Origin of the sequence: Bradyrhizobium sp. (assembly GCF_028868675.1) — a bacterium.
Classification (GTDB): domain Bacteria; phylum Pseudomonadota; class Alphaproteobacteria; order Rhizobiales; family Xanthobacteraceae; genus Bradyrhizobium.
The window spans coordinates 32,602-48,562 of the sequence record NZ_JAGWUA010000011.1 but is presented as its reverse complement, the minus strand read 5'-3'; the positions used below and the strand labels follow the sequence as shown (position 1 = coordinate 48,562).

Sequence of the window (15,961 nt, the reverse complement as noted above, 5' to 3'; positions counted from 1 at the left end):
TTCAAATCGGCGCCGCCAGCCCCTAAATTTGCCTCATGAATTCCGATTCCACCGACAACCCGGATGGCCCGCACGCGCCCAGACCGCGCCGCCGCGCGTTGCCGGAGGCGCAGGAGCCGGCGCTGCCGGACGTCGATCCCGCCACCAATGGCGGCGAGGACGAGGAGGAGCCGCAGCTGCCGGATCTGCTGGAGGAGACCGGCGCGGTCGGCGAAGGTCCGCTGGCCACGGGGCATGCCGCGATCGAGCGCGCGGTGCGGCTCGCCCCGACCTCGCCCGGCGTCTATCGCATGCTGAACGCGAACGGCGACGTGCTCTATGTCGGCAAGGCCAAGAACGTCAGGAAGCGCCTCTCCAACTACGCGCGGGCCGGTGCGCCGCAGCCGGCGCGCATCCTGCGCATGATCGCGGCGACCGTCACGGTCGAGATCGTCTCGACCACGACGGAGACCGAGGCGCTGCTGCTGGAAGCCAATCTGATCAAGCAGCTCCGGCCGCGCTTCAACGTGCAACTGCGCGACGACAAATCGTTTCCCTATATCCTGATCACCGGCGACCACTGGGCGCCGCAGATCCTGAAACATCGTGGCGCGCAGACGCGGCCCGGGCGCTATTTCGGGCCGTTCGCTTCCGCCGGCGCCGTCAATCGCACCATCACGGCGCTGCAGCGCGCCTTCCTGATCCGCTCCTGCACCGATTCGTTCTTCGAGAGCCGCACCCGCCCCTGCCTGCTCTACCAGATCCGCCGCTGCGCCGGGCCCTGCACCCGCGAGATCGACTTCCAGGGCTATGCGACGCTGGTGCGCGAGGCCACCGACTTCCTCTCCGGCCGCAGCCATCTGGTGAAGCAGGAGCTGGCGGCCGAGATGGAGAAGGCCTCCTCCGAGCTCGAATTCGAACGCGCGGCGCTCTACCGCGACCGGCTCGCGGCACTCTCGGCGATCCAGTCGCAGCAGGGCATCAATCCGCGCACGGTCGAGGAGGCCGACGTGTTCGCCATCCACCAGGAAGGCGGCTTCTCCTGCGTCGAGGTGTTCTTCTTCCGCACCGGGCAGAACTGGGGCAACCGCGCCTATTTCCCGCGCGCCGAGAAGACTTTTACGCCGGAGGAGGTGCTGGGCTCGTTCCTGGCGCAGTTCTACGACGACAAGCCGCCGCCAAGGATCGTCCTGCTGTCGCACGAGATCGAGGAGAGCGAGCTGCTCGCCAATGCCCTGGCGATCAAGGCCGGCCGCAAGGTCGAGGTCTCCGTCCCCAAGCGCGGCGAGAAGAAGGAGCTGGTCGCGCATGCGCTGACCAATGCGCGCGAGGCGCTCGGGCGCAAGCTCGCCGACACCGCGACGCAGAGCCGCCTGCTCGAGGCGATGGCGACGACGCTTGCGCTGCCGCAGCGGCCGAAGCGGATCGAGGTCTACGACAACAGCCACATCCAGGGCACCAATGCGGTCGGCGCCATGATCGTCGCCGGCCCCGATGGCTTCGTGAAGAACCAGTACCGCAAGTTCAACATCCGCTCCGAGGGACTGACGCCCGGCGACGACTACGCCATGATGCGCGAGGTGCTGCAGCGCCGCTTCAAGCGGCTGCTCAACCCGCCCGAGGAGGCGAGCGGCAAGACGATTGACAAGGCGAGCGACGACGACTTCCCGCAATGGCCCGATCTCGTCATCATCGATGGCGGCCGCGGCCAGCTCAATGCGACCCGGGAGATCTTCGGCGCGCTCGGGCTGAGCCAGGTGTCGCTGATGGCGGTCGCCAAGGGACCCGATCGCGACGCGGGCCGCGAGACCCTGTTCATGCCGGACCGCGAGGCGATCAAGCTCGAGCCGCGCGACCCCGTGCTGTACTTCATTCAGCGGTTGCGGGACGAGGCCCACCGCTTCGTCATCGGCTCGCACCGCAAGCTGCGCAAGAAGGACATCCGCGAGGCGGGCCTGCAGGAGATTCCGGGCATCGGCCCGTCACGCAAACGTGCGTTGCTGCACCATTTCGGAACCCTGAAGGAGATCGAACGGGCCTCGATCGCCGATCTCGGCAAGGTTCCGGGGGTCAGCGCCGAGAGCGCGCGCAAGATTTTCGAGTATTTTCATCCCCAGCCGGGGTGAACTAACGGGGGAATGCGGTCATATGGACGTCGCCTCCGGCCCGCATTGGGGGCCGCAACGGTTGACCTTCATGCCGCAGCGGTATTGGTAGAACGGATGAACATCGCCACGACACGAGGGGACGCCAAAGGCTCAACCAGGAGTTCGATGTCCCTTCCGAACATCCTGACATACGCCCGGATCGCGGCGATCCCGGTGGTGGTCGGCTGCATCTACGCCCAGTCGATCCTGAACGGGCCGCTCTGGCTGCGCTGGGTGGCGGTCGCCATCTTCATCGCGGCGGGGGTGACGGATTACCTTGACGGCTACTATGCCCGGATCTGGAACCAGCAATCGGCGTTCGGGCGGATGCTCGACCCCATCGCCGACAAGCTGCTGGTCGCCTCCTGCCTCCTGATGCTGGCCGCCGACGGCATCATCCACGGCTGGACGCTGTGGGCCGCGATCGTGATCCTGTGCCGCGAGATCCTGGTCTCGGGCTTGAGGGAATATCTGGCGGCGCTGCGCGTCAGCGTGCCCGTGACCAAGCTCGCCAAGTGGAAGACCACGGTGCAGCTGGTCGCGATCGGTTTCCTGCTCGCGGGCGAGGCCGGTGACATGGTGGTTCCGGTCGTGACGCAGATCGGCCTGTTGCTGCTGTGGGCCTCGGCGCTGGTCACGATCTATACGGGCTACGACTATTTCCGCGCCGGCATCCATCACCTCATCAAGGAGGACGAGGGATGAAGGTGAAGTACTTCGCCTGGGTGCGCGAGCGCGTCGGCAAGGCCGAGGAGACGATCGAGCCGCCGGCGAGCGTGCGCACCGTGGAGGACCTGATCGCCTGGCTGTCCGGCCGGGGCGAGACCTACGCCCATGCCTTCGAGACGCCGAAGGTGATCCGCGCCGCGATCGACCATGCCCATGTCAGGCCGGATGCCGCGATCGCCGGCGCGCGCGAGATCGCGTTCTTCCCGCCGATGACCGGCGGCTAGGGCTGCGCAAGCGCATGAGCTGCCCCGTCACCATCCGCATCCAGAACGCCGATTTCGACATCGCACGCGAGATCGCGGCGCTGACGGCAAGCCGCACCGACATCGGCGCGGTCGTGAGCTTTTCCGGCATCTGCCGCGGCGACAAGCAGGATGCGAAAATCGCCGCGCTGACGCTCGAACATTATCCCGGCATGGCGGAGGAGGAGATCGGGCGGCACGTCGACGAGGCGGTGGCGCGCTGGCCGCTCCACGGCGTCACGGTCATCCACCGCGTCGGCCGGCTCACGCCGGGCGAGAACATCGTGCTGGTGCTGACTGCATCGGTGCACCGGCAGGCCGCGTTCCAGGCCGCCGAGTTCCTGATGGACTATTTGAAGACCAGCGCGCCGTTCTGGAAGAAGGAAGAGAGCCCGATCGGGACCGGCTGGGTCGAGGCTCATGCCCGCGACGACCAGGCCCTCGAACGCTGGACCAAATCCTGATGGCAAGAGCATCCAAGGGGGCTGGGCGCGGCCGCACCGCGCCAAGGCCTGCCGCAGTCGGCCGCGGCGAGCTCGTCACGCTGCTCGACTTCGTCCGCTATGCGGTGAGCCGCTTCGTCGAGGCGAGGATCGCCTTCGCCCACGGCACCACCGACCCCGTGGCCGAGGCGGCGTTCCTGGTCTGCGAGGCCCTGCATCTTCATCCCGACCAGTTCGAAATCTTTGCCAATGCCCGCGTCACCGCGGCGGAGGCCAAGGTGATCCTCGACCTGATCGGCAGGCGCGTCGCCACGCGAAAGCCGGCCGCCTATCTCGTCAACAAGATCTACATGCGCGGCCTGCCCTTCTACGTCGACGAGCGCGTCATCGTGCCGCGCTCCTTCGTCGGCGAACTGCTGGATTCGCATCTCGGTGGCGAAGGCGGCTCGCTGATCGACGATCCCGCGGCGATCGAGCGCGTGCTCGACCTCTGCACCGGCTCGGGGTGCCTTGCGATCCTCGCCGCGCATCATTTCCCGAACGCGCAAGTCGACGCCGTCGACGTCGCCAGGGGCGCGATCGAGGTCGCGGCACGCAACGTCGCGGACCACGGGCTTGAGGATCGCGTCACGCTCCACCGCGGCGACCTCTTTGCGCCGCTGGGCAACGCGCGCTACGACCTGATCATCACCAATCCGCCCTATGTCGACGCTGAAGGCATGGCGTCGCTGCCGCCGGAATGCCGGGCCGAGCCAAAACTGGCCTTCGACGGCGGCGCCGACGGGCTGGATGTCGTGCGTCGCATCCTGCAGGACGCGCCCGATCACCTCACCCCCGACGGCGGCCTGCTGTGCGAGATCGGCCGCGGCCGCGAGCTCCTCGAAGAGGCGTTCCCCGCCCTGCCGCTGCTCTGGCTCGACACCGAGGACTCGGAGGGCGAGGTGTTCTGGATCTCGGCCGCCGATCTCGGCTGAAGGCGGCAGCCGCCGTTCAATTCTGCATGACCGGCGGCGCAATCATGAACGCCGCCACGTTCACGCCGGCTGCCGAAACTGGTAGCCTCCGCACAAGATGCCGATCCCAAACTGCCAAGAGGCTCCCATGCTGGACAAGAGCGCCCGCCCTTCCAACGTCAATGTTCCGAACGATCTCGCCGCGCATTGGATGCCGTTCACCGCCAACCGTGCCTTCAAGAAGGCGCCGCGGCTGCTCGCCGGCGCCAAGGACATGCACTACATCACCGTCGATGGCCGCAAGATCATCGATGCCGCCTCGGGCATGTGGTGCACCAATGCCGGCCACGGCCGGACGCAGATTTCGGCCGCGATCGCCAAATCGGCGGAGACGCTGGACTACGCGCCGCCGTTCCAGTTCGGCATTCCCCAGGCCTTCGAGCTCGCCAGCCGCATCGCCGAACTCGCGCCCGACGGGCTCGACCACGTCTTCTTCTGCAACTCCGGCTCGGAAGCCGCCGACACCGCGCTGAAGATCGCGCTCGCCTATCACCAGATCAACGGCCAGGGCTCGCGCACCCGCCTGATCGGCCGTGTGCGCGGCTATCACGGCGTCGGCTTCGGCGGCACCTCGGTCGGCGGCATCGTCAACAACCGAAAGCTGTTCGGCACGCTCTTGTCCGGCGTCGATCATCTGCCGGCGACCTACGACCGCGAGAAGCAGGCCTTCACCAAGGGCGAGCCGGACTACGGCGCGCATTTCGCCGACGAGCTCGAGAACCTCGTCGCCCTGCACGGCGCCAACACCATCGCCGCCGTCATCGTCGAGCCGATGGCGGGATCGACCGGCGTGCTGCCGGCGCCGAAGGGCTATCTCAAGCGGCTGCGCGAGATCACCCAGAAGCACGGTATCCTCCTGATCTTCGACGAGGTCATCACGGGCTACGGCCGGCTCGGCTACGCCTTCGCCGCCGAGCGCTACGGCGTGCTGCCCGACATGCTGACCTTCGCCAAGGGCATCACCAACGGCGCGGCTCCAATGGGCGGCGTGCTGGTGCGCGACACCATCCACGACGCGTTCATGACCGGCCCCGAGCACATGGTCGAGTTCACCCACGGCTACACTTACTCCGCGCATCCGATTGCCTGCGCGGCCGGCCTTGCCACCCTCGACGTCTACCGCGACGAAAAGCTGTTCGAGCGCGCACGCGCGCTGGAGCCGAAATTCGCCGACGCCGTGATGTCGCTGAAGGGCCTGCCCAACGTCGCCGACATCCGCACCGTGGGCCTGACCGCGGGCATCGACCTCGCGCCGCGCGCCGACGCCGTGGGCAAGCGCGGCTATGACGCGATGTGCAGCGCCTTCTTCGACAACGACATGATGCTGCGCATCGCCGGCGACACGCTGGCGCTGACGCCGCCCCTGATCATCTCCGAGGACCAGATCGGCGAGATCATGGACAAGGTCGGCAAGGTCATCCGCGCGGTGGCGTGAGCGCGCAGGTCAGGGCAGGCCGGAGCCCTCCGGCCCGCGCCGACGTAGATCGCTGCGACTCAGCGCCTGACGATGACGGCTTCGAGATATTCGGCGTGCACCGCCACCGTGCCGTCCGCGGCGCGGTTGAATTCGCCGAGCAGCGCCAGCACGTCGCGCCGTAGCGCCACCTGGCCGCCGGCATCGAGCGCCGCGAACGCCTTCAGCGTCGGGCCGTAATAGCTCTTGAAGATTTCGAGCCAGTGCTCCGGCGAGCGATAGCGGAACACGAACATCCTGGGCTCGGCGACGATCTCGGATGCCGTCCGGCCGAACATCTCCTCCAGCCGCGCCTTGGTGCCCCACAGCGCCGGCGACCTCACGCCGGACGGCGGCGGCAGATGCCGGCCGATCGTCTTGAAGAGCTGGCCGATGAAGCCTTGCGGCGTCCAGTTGGCGAGACCGATCTTGCCGCCCGGCTTGCAGACCCGCGCGAGCTCGGAAGCCGCCTTGTCCTGGTCCGGGGTGAACATCACGCCGAAGGTCGACGTCACCGTATCGAAGCTCGCATCCGCGAACGGCAGCGCCTCGGCGTCCGCCTCGCGAAACTCGATGGTGAGACGCTCGGCCGCCGCTCGCTCGCGCCCCCGCTCGAGCAGGGCCGGCACGTAGTCGGTCGACGTCACCTCGCACCAGCGCCGCGCTGCCGCAAGCGTCGCATTGCCGTTGCCGGCGGCGACGTCCAGCACCCTGGCTCCCGACCGCAGGTCGAGCGCCTCGCAGAGCTGCTCGCCGACGATCTGCAAGGTGGTGCCGACGACGGCGTAGTCGCCCGAGGACCACGCGCCATGCTGGCGCTGCTTGACGGCGGCGAGGTCCGGTTGTGTCTCGACGGGCTTGCTGAGGGCTGCGGATGTCGACATGGCCATCTCCCTTGGTTGGCAATGCCGGGACGATACGGCGCTGCGCCGCGGCTGGCTTTGAGGGCGGCATTATTTTACTTTGAGGCGGCCTTGATTTTCGTGCCGGAGCCGAACCGATCGTGGCATTCCAGTTCGAGGACTTCGTGCTTGATCCCGAGCGCCGCGAACTGCGCCGGGCCGACAGCCTTGTCGCGCTCGAGCCGCAGGTGTTCGATGTCCTGACCTATCTGATCCGCCACCGCGACCGCGTGGTGACGCGCGACGAACTGCTCGACGCGATCTGGAACGGCCGCGTCGTCTCGGAATCGACCCTTGCAAGCCGCATCAACGCTGCGCGTCGCGCGGTCGACGACAGCGGCGAGGAGCAGCGGCTGATCCGCACGGCGGCGCGCAAGGGCGTCCGCTTCGTCGGCGAGGTAACCGAGCAGCGGAAGGCCATGGCCGCGCCCGCCGCCGTTCAGCCGCCGGGCGGGACCGAGGCCAGCCCTCCCCTGCCCGAGCGCCCGGCCATCGCGGTCCTGCCCTTCGGCAATCTGAGCGGCGAGGCCGAGCAGGACTACTTTTCCGACGGCATCAGCGAGGACATCATCACCGCGCTGTCGAAGCTGCGCTGGTTCTTCGTCATCGCCCGCAACTCCTCCTTCATCTACAAGGGCCGCAGCGTCCATCTGCGCCAGATCGCCGAAGAGCTCGGCGTGCGCTACGTCGTCGAGGGCAGCGTCCGCAAGGAGGGCGAGCGGGTGCGCATCACCGCCCAGCTCAACGACGTCGCCACCGGCAGCCATCTCTGGGCGGAGCGCTACGACCGCCGGCTCGCCGACGTCTTCGCGGTGCAGGACGAGATCACCGAGAACATCGTCGCCGCCATCGAGCCGCAGCTCTATGCCGCCGAGAGCTTCCGCGCCCAGCGCAAGCCGCCCGACAGCATGGACGCGTGGGACCTGGTGATGCGCGCGCTGTCGCACTACTGGCGGGTGACCCGGCAGGACCACGTGGTCGCCCAGGCCCTGCTCGAAAAGGCGATCGCGCTCGATCCGAACTACGGCAAGGCGCTCGGACTGCTCGGCACCAGCTACATGTTCACCGCCCATATGGGCTGGATGGACATGGCGGATGCGATGCTGCGCGCCGAGCGCGCGGCGCTGGCCGCGATCCGCGCCGACGGCGACGATCCCTGGGCGCACAACGCGCTCGGCCATGTCCATCTGTTCGCGCGCCGCTTCGAGGATTCGCTCGCCGAATTCGAGACCGCGCTCCACCTCAACCCGAACTTCGCACTCGCCCAGGGCTATTACGGGCTGGCGCTCAGCTATTGCGGGCGTTGGCAGGAGGCCGACGAGGCCGCGCGCCGCGCCATCCGCCTCAGCCCGCGCGACCCCTATGCGCCGGTCTATTTCGGCATTGCCGCCTATGCCCGATTCCTGGGCGGCGACTACGAGGAGGCGATCAGGCTCGCGCATGAGGCCCTTCGGCAGCGCAGCGACTTCGTCGGCGCGCACCGGGTGCTGACGTCGGCGGCCGGCGCGGCAGGCCGGACCGAGCTCGCCCGCGCCGCGCTGGCCGAGCTGCGCCGTGCCCAGCCCAACATCTCGCTCGCCTGGATCGCCGAGTTCATGCCGATCAGACTGCCGGCGGATCGCGACCGCTACCTGGAGGGCTTCCGGCGCGCCGGCCTAACCTAGTGCGCGAGGCGCTATCCCCTCGAATCAACATTGATGTTAAGCTCGGCTCGCTTGGGGGAGCGTGAGACGAGATAGCGCCTGTAAGGGCCCGTGCTTTCCCGGGTGGGGACGTCTTCAGTCGAGGGTATGGCGCGCGGCATGATTCGCATTTCCACGATCTTCATCGCCATCTGCATGGTGCTGGTCGCAGCCTCGCTCGGCCTTGCGCTCTATTCGGTCGCCGGCATCAGCGGAACGGAATCCGCGATCGTGGCGCTGACCGCGCTGACCTTCCTGATCCTCTACAACGCCGTGTCGATGCGGCTGCGCGACCGCAGCGACGTCGGCGGCCAGATCGCCGACCTGTCGCGCGGCACCGCCGACCTCGCCCGCCAGGTGGCCGAATTCGGCCGCCGGCTCGCCGCCGTCGAGAGCCGCGTCGCCACGGCCAGTTCGACCAGCGCCGACCGGATCCAGTCGGTGGCCGGCGAGATCAACGAACTCGGCGGCCTGGTCAGGCAGCTCGCCGCGACCGTTTCCACACACGAGGACCTGCTGGCCGCCGGCGCTCCCGCAGCGGCGAGACCGGAACCGGAGGCGCCGAAAGACCCGATCAGGGAACAGGAGGCGCCCGGCGACGCCAACCCGGTTGCGGCGCCGATCGCTGTCGCGCCGCCGCCCACCCTCGCGCCCGCCGTCGAGGCCGCGGCAGCCCGCAACCAGACGCAACTGCTGGCGACGCTGCGCAACGCCATCGACGAGAACCGGATCGACATCTTCCTGCAGCCGATGGTGACGCTGCCGCAGCGCAAGGTGCGCTTCTACGAGGCCGTGACGCGCCTGCGCGACGAGCGCGACCAGTTCATTCCGGCCGAGGAGTTCATCGGCATCGCGGAGGCCTCGGGGCTGATCGGCCGCATCGACAACATGGTGATGCTCCGCTGCGTGCAGGTGCTGCGCCGGCTGATGGTGCGCAACAAGGATGTCGGCGTGTTCTGCAACGTCGCGGCGTCCACGCTCGGCAACACCACCGCATTCTCGCAATGCCTGGACTTCCTCGAGGCCAACCGGGCGCTGGCGCCTTCGCTGGTGCTGGAGTTCAAGCAGTCGACCTACCGCAACCTCGGCCCCGCGGCGACGGAGAACCTGGCGGCGCTGGCGCAGCGCGGCTTCCGCTTCTCGATGGACCACGTCACCGACCTCAGGATCGAGCCGCGCGAACTCGCCGACCGCGGGGTACGCTTCATCAAGGTTCCGGCCTCGCTGCTGCTCGACGCCCGGCAAGCTTCGACCGCGGATATTCATCCCTCGGACCTGTCCGACCTGCTCGGCCGTTTCGGCATCGACCTGATCGCCGAACGGATCGAGGGCGAACGCGCCGTGGTCGACCTGCTCGACTATGACGTGCGGTTCGGCCAGGGCTTTCTGTTCGCGCCCCCCCGGCCATTGCGGCCCGAGGGAGCATCTGCTACCGCCGGGGCCTCGCCGGATCCGGCGCAGGACATCCAGGGATCAAGTCAAGGATCGAATGGCTCCGCTCCATCCCGTTCAGGCGAAACGGCGGCCGCGCCACTTGCGCAGCGCGCTACCGGCAACGCGGCGCTCGCGCGCCGCATCTGAGCGGCCGCTCGCATCATGACCACCCTGCATTTCGTCGAGCGGCTGCGCGAGCTCGTCGGTGGCGTCGACGTCGTGCTGAGCGACATCTGGGGCGTGGTCCACAACGGGCTCGAATCCTTTCCCGAGGCCTGCGAAGCGCTGCACACCTTTCGTAGCCAGGGCGGCACGGTGATCCTGATCACCAACGCGCCGCGGCCTGCGGATTCGGTACAGCGCCAGCTGCGCAAGCTCGGCGTGGCCGACGAGACCTACGACGCCATCGTCTCCTCGGGCGATCTGACCCGGCTCTACGTCGCCGACCATCCAGGCCGCAAGATGTTCTGGCTGGGACCGGAGCGCGACAACTCGATCTATCGCGGGCTCGACGCGGCGCTGGCCCCCCTGGAGGAGGCCGACTACATCGTCTGCACCGGGCTCTATGACGACGAGACCGAAACCGCGGAAGACTATCGCGGCATGATGCTGCAGGCCCGCGAACGCAAGCTGACGCTGGTCTGTGCCAATCCCGACATCGTGGTCGAGCGCGGCGACCGGCTGATCTATTGCGCGGGCGCCATTGCCGAACTCTACCGCGAACTCGGCGGCGAGGTGATCTTCTACGGCAAGCCGCACCGGCCGATCTACGAGCGCGCCATGACGCTCGCCGGCGAGCGCCACGGGCATCCGATCGACCGAAGCAAGGTGCTGGCGATCGGCGATTCCGTCCGCACCGACCTGACTGGCGCGCGCGATTTCGGCATCGACTGCCTGTTCGTCACCCGCGGCATCCATTCCGAGGAGTTCGAGGGCCTCGACCAGCTCGATCCGGCGTCGGTGACGGAACTGTTCGGCCATCCGCCAAAGGCCCTGATGCGCGAACTGCGCTGGTAAAGCACTCGTGCCCCGGACGCAGCGCGCCATGAAACGGTGCGCCGCAGAGCCGGGGCCTGTCTCTGAAATGATAGCGAATGGGTCCGGCTCTGCGTCCGGGACACGAAAGAGCGTTACGCGTTCGCCATGTCCGGGAAGACCGCCTCGATCTTGGTCTTCAGCGTCGCTGCGTTGAACGGCTTGACGATGTAGTTGTTCACCCCCGCCTTCTTGGCCGCGATCACGTTCTCGGTCTTGGATTCCGCCGTGATCATGATGAAGGGCGTGGTGGCGAGATTGGGATCGGCCCGCACTTCGCGCAAGAGGTCGTAGCCGGTCATCGGCTCCATGTTCCAGTCGGAGATCACGAGCCCGTATTTCTTGCCGCGCATCTTGTTGAGCGCCGCAGAGCCGTCGCTCGCATCGTCGATGTTCTCGAAGCCAAGCTGCTTCAGCAGATTCCTGATGATACGGATCATGGTGCTGTAGTCATCAACCACCAGAACCGGCATCGACAAATCAACCGCCATCTCGACTCCCCCAACGCAACCTAGGACCATCAACGAACCGAACCTGCCGGGCCGGAAGCCCCGCGGTTCCAGGTGCAACGACTAGCACCAAGGCGTTAAACAGCGCGTTAACTGGCCGCGGCGGAGGAACACGCAAATCCCGGAATGGGACCGGATTCCTGCGCTTGACTTCATCCGGCCGGTCGCGTCACGGTCCGCGCGCGTCCCGCCCTGCCCGAGAATTTTCCCTGATGGCCCCGTCCTTTACCGTCATTCGCGACTCCACGCCGGCCTCGGCGATCCCGAGGGGGGCGGTGGTCGCCATGGGCAATTTCGACGGCGTCCATCTCGGCCACCAGGCGGTGATCGAGGCCGCCATGAAGATGGGACGAGCCCACGGCCGCCCTGCGCTGGCCCTGACCTTCGAACCGCATCCGCGGCGGTTTTTCAGCCCCAACACGCCGCAGTTCCGCCTGACCGACGAGCGCGCCAAGCTGCGGCGCCTCGCCGGAACCGGACTTGCCGGCGCCGTCGTCATGACCTTCGACAAGGCCCGCGCCGGGACCTCGGCGCAGGATTTCATTCACCATGACCTGATCGGACGGCTGGGCGTGAGCGGAATCGCCGTCGGCTACGACTTCCATTTCGGCAAGGGGCGGGTCGGCTCGCCCAGCCTGCTCGTCAACGAGGCGCCACGGCTCGGCATCGAGGTGGACGTGCAGCCGCATGTCGACATCGACGAGCGGCCGGTCTCCTCCAGCGCTATCCGCATCGCGCTCGCCGAGGGGCAACTCGATGAGGCCACCGCCATGCTGGGGGCGCCCTGGTTCGTGACCGGCGAGGTCATCCACGGCGAGAAGCGCGGGCGCGACCTCGGTTTTCCCACCGCCAATATCCGGCTCGATGCCAATTGCGGCCTCAAGCACGGTATCTATGCCGTGCGCGTCGGCCGCAGCGACCGGCGCCTGGATGGCGTTGCGAGCTTCGGCCGCCGTCCGACCTTCGACAACGGCGCGCCGCTCCTGGAAATCTTCCTGTTCGGCTTCAAGGGCGACCTCTACGGCGAGGAGCTGGACTGCGCCTTCATCGGCTTCATCCGCGAGGAGCTGAAATTCGACAGCATCGAGGCGCTGATCCGCCAGATGGATGCCGATTCCGCCCGCGCCCGGGCCATGCTGGCGGCGGCCCCGAACGCCTTCCCGAGGCTCGGGACGATCGGCTGAACCGCCCGGGGGCAGCCCTCTCCGGCCCTTTGCGATTTCCGGGGCCCCCTGCTATGGAGAGCCCATGTTTCCGCGGCGCATCATAGGGATTAGCGGCCCGGCTTCCGCCTGAGCTTTCCAAGCTCGGCGCAAGACCGGGATTTCCGCGTTTCCGCCCGCGATCCTCAATCGCATTTGCTCCGCGCCCCTCCGAACCAGATCGTTCATGTCCGAAAAACCGCAAAAGTCCGACGCCAACGACTATTCGAAAACCCTGTTCCTGCCGCAGACGGAATTCCCGATGCGCGCCGGCCTGCCGCAGCGCGAGCCCGACCTGCTCAAGCGCTGGAACGAGATCGGCCTCTACGAGAAGCTACGCGAGCGCGCGCGCGGCCGTCCCAAATTCATCTTGCATGACGGCCCGCCCTACGCCAACGGCAACATCCATATCGGCACGGCGCTGAACAAGATCCTCAAGGATCTCGTCACCAAGAGCCAGCAGATGCTGGGCTTCGATTCCAACTACGTGCCGGGCTGGGACTGCCACGGCCTGCCGATCGAGTGGAAGGTCGAGGAGGAGCACTACCGCAAGAAGGGCAAACAGAAGCCCGACTTCCGCGACAGTGCCGCGATGGTCGCCTTCCGCACGGAGTGCCGCGCCTATGCGACGCACTGGCTCAACGTGCAGCGCGAGGAGTTCAAGCGCCTGGGCGTGATCGGCGACTGGGCGCATCCCTACGCCACCATGAGCTATCCGGCCGAGGCCCAGATCGCGCGCGAATTGATGAAGTTCGCCGCCAACGGCACGCTCTATCGCGGCTCCAAGCCGGTGATGTGGAGCGTGGTCGAGAAGACCGCGCTGGCGGAAGCCGAGGTCGAATACGAGGACTACACCTCCGATACGGTGTGGGTGAAGTTTCCGGTCACCTCGCCCGCGCATGGCGCGCTCGCCAATGCCGGCGTGGTGATCTGGACCACCACGCCCTGGACGCTACCCGGCAACCGCGCCATCTCGTTCTCGCCGAAGATCGCCTACGGTCTCTACGAGGTCACCGATGCGCCGGCCGACAACTGGGCGAAGACCGGCGATCTCCTGATCCTCGCCGACGCGCTGGCCGAGAGCGTGTTCAAGCAGGCCCGCGTCACCGCCTACAAGAAGGTCCGCGACATCCCGGCCGACACGCTGGATGCGGTGGAATGCGCCCATCCGCTGAAGGGCCTTGCCGGCGGCTACGATTTCATCGTGCCGCTGCTGCCGGGCGATCACGTCACCGACGACACCGGCACCGGCTTCGTGCACACCGCGCCGAGCCACGGCCGCGAGGACTTCGACGTCTGGACGGCGAACACGCGCGACCTCGGCGCGCGCGGCATCCCGACTGCGATCCCCTACACCGTCGACGAGAACGGCGCCTTCACCGATCACGCCCCGGGCTTCACCGGAAAGCGCGTCATCAACGACAAGGGCGAGAAGGGCGACGCCAACGAGACCGTGATCAAGGCGCTGGTCGATGCCGGCAAGCTGCTGGCACGCGGCCGGCTCAAGCATCAGTACCCGCATTCCTGGCGCTCCAAGAAGCCGGTGATCTTCCGCAACACGCCGCAATGGTTCATCGCGATGGACAAGGACATTGCGGCGAACGGCCAGACGAAGAACGGCGACACGCTGCGCGCCCGCGCACTGCACGCGATTTCGGTGACGCAGTGGGTGCCGCCCTCGGGCCAGAACCGCATCAACGGCATGATCGAGGCGCGGCCCGACTGGGTGATCTCGCGCCAGCGCGCCTGGGGCGTGCCGATCGCCGTGTTCGTGCGCGAGACCGGCGACGGCTCCGCCGAGATTTTGCAGGACGAGGCCGTCAACGAGCGCATCGGCGACGCCTTCGAGAAGGAGGGCGCCGACGCCTGGTATCGTGACGGCGCGCGCGAGCGCTTCCTCGGCTCCCGCGCCAAGGAGGACTGGAAGAAGGTCGACGACATCCTCGACGTCTGGTTCGATTCCGGCTCGACGCACGCGTTCGTGCTGGAGGACCCCGTGCACTTCCCGGGACTGTCGGGCATCCAGCGCAAGGTCGACGGCGGCACCGACACGGTGATGTATCTGGAGGGTTCCGACCAGCATCGCGGCTGGTTCCATTCCTCGCTGCTGGAGAGCTGCGGCACGCGGGGACGCGCGCCCTACGACATCGTGCTGACCCACGGCTTCACCCAGGCCGAGGACGGCCGCAAGATGTCCAAGTCGCTCGGCAACACCATCGAGCCGCAGGCCGTCATCAAGGAGTCCGGCGCCGATATCCTCAGACTCTGGGTCGCATCCTGCGACTACACCGACGATCAGCGCATCGGCCCGGAGATCCTGAAGAACACGGTCGAGACCTATCGCAAGCTCCGCAACACCATCCGCTGGATGCTCGGCACGCTGCATCACTTCAAGGCGAACGAGAAGGTCGCCCATGGCGACATGCCCGAGCTCGAGCGTTACATGCTGCACGAGCTCGCGAGCCGCGCGGCTGTCGTCCGCAAGGCCTATGCCGAGTTCGACTACAAGACCGTGGTCGCCACGCTCTCGGCGTTCATGAACAGCGAATTGTCGGCATTCTACTTCGACATCCGCAAGGACACGCTGTATTGCGACCCGCCCTCGTCCGTGACGCGCAAGGCGGCGCTGACCGCGATCGACGTCATCTGCGACGCGATCCTGAAATGGCTGGCGCCGATCCTGAGCTTCACCGCGGAGGAGGCGTGGCGGATGTACCGGCCCGACGCCGAGCCGTCCGTGCATCTCACGCTGTTTCCCGACGATCTCGAAAAGTACCGCCGCGACGCGCTGGCTGCGAAATGGGTCGTCATCCGCGACGTGCGCCGCGTCGTCACCGGCGCGCTCGAGCTCGACCGCGCCGCCAAGAGGATCGGCTCCTCGCTCGAGGCATCGCCGATCGTCTTCGTGTCGGAGCGCGACACGATGGCGACGCTGTTCGACGTCGACCTCGCCGAGATCTGCATCACCTCGAACTACGAGGTGCGCGAGGGCGAAGCGCCTGCGAACGCCTTCCGCCTGAGCGACGTCTCCGGCGTCGCCGTCGTGGTCGAGAAGGCGGTCGGCACCAAATGCGCCCGCTCCTGGAAGATCCTGCCGACGGTCGGTGAAGATCCCGATTATCCCGACGTCACCCCGCGCGATGCCAGGGCGCTGCGCGAGTGGAAGGCGCTGGGAGTGGGCGTCTGAGATG

General features: G+C 67.4%; 13 protein-coding genes. 11 read left to right on the top strand and 2 right to left on the bottom strand.

The genetic code is table 11. From position 1 onward, the window contains the following. Nucleotides 1-35: 35 nt before the first annotated feature. From uvrC to KGM94_RS03095, 6 genes are all read left to right on the top strand, one after another. Nucleotides 36-2,105, top strand: coding sequence for an excinuclease ABC subunit UvrC (gene uvrC / locus KGM94_RS03120; protein ID WP_300254899.1), 2,070 nt, complete (start codon nucleotides 36-38; stop codon nucleotides 2,103-2,105). 96 nt (nucleotides 2,106-2,201) lie between these two features. Beyond that, complete coding sequence (gene pgsA, locus KGM94_RS03115) at nucleotides 2,202-2,831, top strand: CDP-diacylglycerol--glycerol-3-phosphate 3-phosphatidyltransferase (RefSeq protein WP_300254897.1); 630 nt, start codon at nucleotides 2,202-2,204, stop codon at nucleotides 2,829-2,831. Continuing rightward, on the top strand, nucleotides 2,828-3,079 hold the full coding sequence (moaD, locus tag KGM94_RS03110) for a molybdopterin converting factor subunit 1 (RefSeq protein ID WP_300254896.1): 252 nt from the start codon (nucleotides 2,828-2,830) through the stop codon (nucleotides 3,077-3,079). Before pgsA ends, moaD begins: the two co-directional genes overlap by 4 nt. 14 nt (nucleotides 3,080-3,093) lie before the next feature. Continuing rightward, nucleotides 3,094-3,561: a molybdenum cofactor biosynthesis protein MoaE gene (locus tag KGM94_RS03105; RefSeq protein ID WP_300254894.1), complete on the top strand. Its 468-nt coding sequence runs from the start codon at nucleotides 3,094-3,096 to the stop codon at nucleotides 3,559-3,561. Beyond that, entirely contained in the window at nucleotides 3,561-4,514 is a 954-nt protein-coding gene (gene prmB / locus KGM94_RS03100; protein ID WP_300254892.1) for a 50S ribosomal protein L3 N(5)-glutamine methyltransferase, read from the top strand. The genes KGM94_RS03105 and prmB overlap by 1 nt, the downstream gene beginning before the upstream one ends. A 127-nt stretch (nucleotides 4,515-4,641) precedes the next feature. Further along, a complete protein-coding gene (locus tag KGM94_RS03095; protein WP_300254891.1) occupies nucleotides 4,642-5,988 on the top strand; it encodes an aspartate aminotransferase family protein in 1,347 nt (448 codons plus the stop codon). 59 nt (nucleotides 5,989-6,047) lie between these two features. Here the strand turns inward: KGM94_RS03095 and KGM94_RS03090 are convergent, their stop codons facing one another. Beyond that, a complete protein-coding gene (locus KGM94_RS03090; RefSeq protein WP_300254889.1) occupies nucleotides 6,048-6,890 on the bottom strand; it encodes a class I SAM-dependent methyltransferase in 843 nt (280 codons plus the stop codon). 119 nt (nucleotides 6,891-7,009) lie between these two features. Here KGM94_RS03090 and KGM94_RS03085 point away from each other — a divergent pair, with 119 nt between their 5' ends. From KGM94_RS03085 to KGM94_RS03075, 3 genes are all read left to right on the top strand, one after another. Next, nucleotides 7,010-8,572: a winged helix-turn-helix domain-containing protein gene (locus tag KGM94_RS03085; protein ID WP_300254887.1), complete on the top strand. Its 1,563-nt coding sequence runs from the start codon at nucleotides 7,010-7,012 to the stop codon at nucleotides 8,570-8,572. 138 nt (nucleotides 8,573-8,710) lie between these two features. Continuing rightward, nucleotides 8,711-10,171, top strand: coding sequence for an EAL domain-containing protein (locus KGM94_RS03080; RefSeq protein ID WP_300254885.1), 1,461 nt, complete (start codon nucleotides 8,711-8,713; stop codon nucleotides 10,169-10,171). A 15-nt stretch (nucleotides 10,172-10,186) separates the two neighbouring features. Continuing rightward, entirely contained in the window at nucleotides 10,187-11,041 is an 855-nt protein-coding gene (locus tag KGM94_RS03075; RefSeq protein ID WP_300254883.1) for a TIGR01459 family HAD-type hydrolase, read from the top strand. Between the two features lie 113 nt (nucleotides 11,042-11,154). On the opposite strand, the gene KGM94_RS03070 is transcribed toward KGM94_RS03075, so the two are convergent. Next, nucleotides 11,155-11,550 (bottom strand): response regulator, encoded by a 396-nt coding sequence (locus tag KGM94_RS03070; RefSeq protein ID WP_300254881.1) that lies wholly within the window; start codon nucleotides 11,548-11,550, stop codon nucleotides 11,155-11,157. Nucleotides 11,551-11,780: 230 nt separating this feature from the next. On the opposite strand from KGM94_RS03070, the gene KGM94_RS03065 reads away from it, so the two are divergent. Next, nucleotides 11,781-12,752: a bifunctional riboflavin kinase/FAD synthetase gene (locus KGM94_RS03065; protein ID WP_300254879.1), complete on the top strand. Its 972-nt coding sequence runs from the start codon at nucleotides 11,781-11,783 to the stop codon at nucleotides 12,750-12,752. A gap of 205 nt (nucleotides 12,753-12,957) precedes the next feature. After that, complete coding sequence (gene ileS / locus KGM94_RS03060; RefSeq protein WP_300254877.1) at nucleotides 12,958-15,957, top strand: isoleucine--tRNA ligase; 3,000 nt, start codon at nucleotides 12,958-12,960, stop codon at nucleotides 15,955-15,957. Nucleotides 15,958-15,961 lie beyond the last annotated feature (4 nt).

Coding starts and splice junctions, on each gene's coding strand:
- uvrC (WP_300254899.1), top strand. CDS start 36: ATGAATTCCGATTCCACCGACAACCCGGATGGCCCGCACGCGCCCAGA.
- KGM94_RS03080 (WP_300254885.1), top strand. CDS start 8,711: ATGATTCGCATTTCCACGATCTTCATCGCCATCTGCATGGTGCTGGTC.
- ileS (WP_300254877.1), top strand. CDS start 12,958: ATGTCCGAAAAACCGCAAAAGTCCGACGCCAACGACTATTCGAAAACC.
- pgsA (WP_300254897.1), top strand. CDS start 2,202: ATGAACATCGCCACGACACGAGGGGACGCCAAAGGCTCAACCAGGAGT.
- KGM94_RS03065 (WP_300254879.1), top strand. CDS start 11,781: ATGGCCCCGTCCTTTACCGTCATTCGCGACTCCACGCCGGCCTCGGCG.
- prmB (WP_300254892.1), top strand. CDS start 3,561: ATGGCAAGAGCATCCAAGGGGGCTGGGCGCGGCCGCACCGCGCCAAGG.
- KGM94_RS03095 (WP_300254891.1), top strand. CDS start 4,642: ATGCTGGACAAGAGCGCCCGCCCTTCCAACGTCAATGTTCCGAACGAT.
- KGM94_RS03105 (WP_300254894.1), top strand. CDS start 3,094: ATGAGCTGCCCCGTCACCATCCGCATCCAGAACGCCGATTTCGACATC.
- KGM94_RS03070 (WP_300254881.1), bottom strand. CDS start 11,550: ATGGCGGTTGATTTGTCGATGCCGGTTCTGGTGGTTGATGACTACAGC.
- KGM94_RS03090 (WP_300254889.1), bottom strand. CDS start 6,890: ATGTCGACATCCGCAGCCCTCAGCAAGCCCGTCGAGACACAACCGGAC.
- KGM94_RS03075 (WP_300254883.1), top strand. CDS start 10,187: ATGACCACCCTGCATTTCGTCGAGCGGCTGCGCGAGCTCGTCGGTGGC.
- moaD (WP_300254896.1), top strand. CDS start 2,828: ATGAAGGTGAAGTACTTCGCCTGGGTGCGCGAGCGCGTCGGCAAGGCC.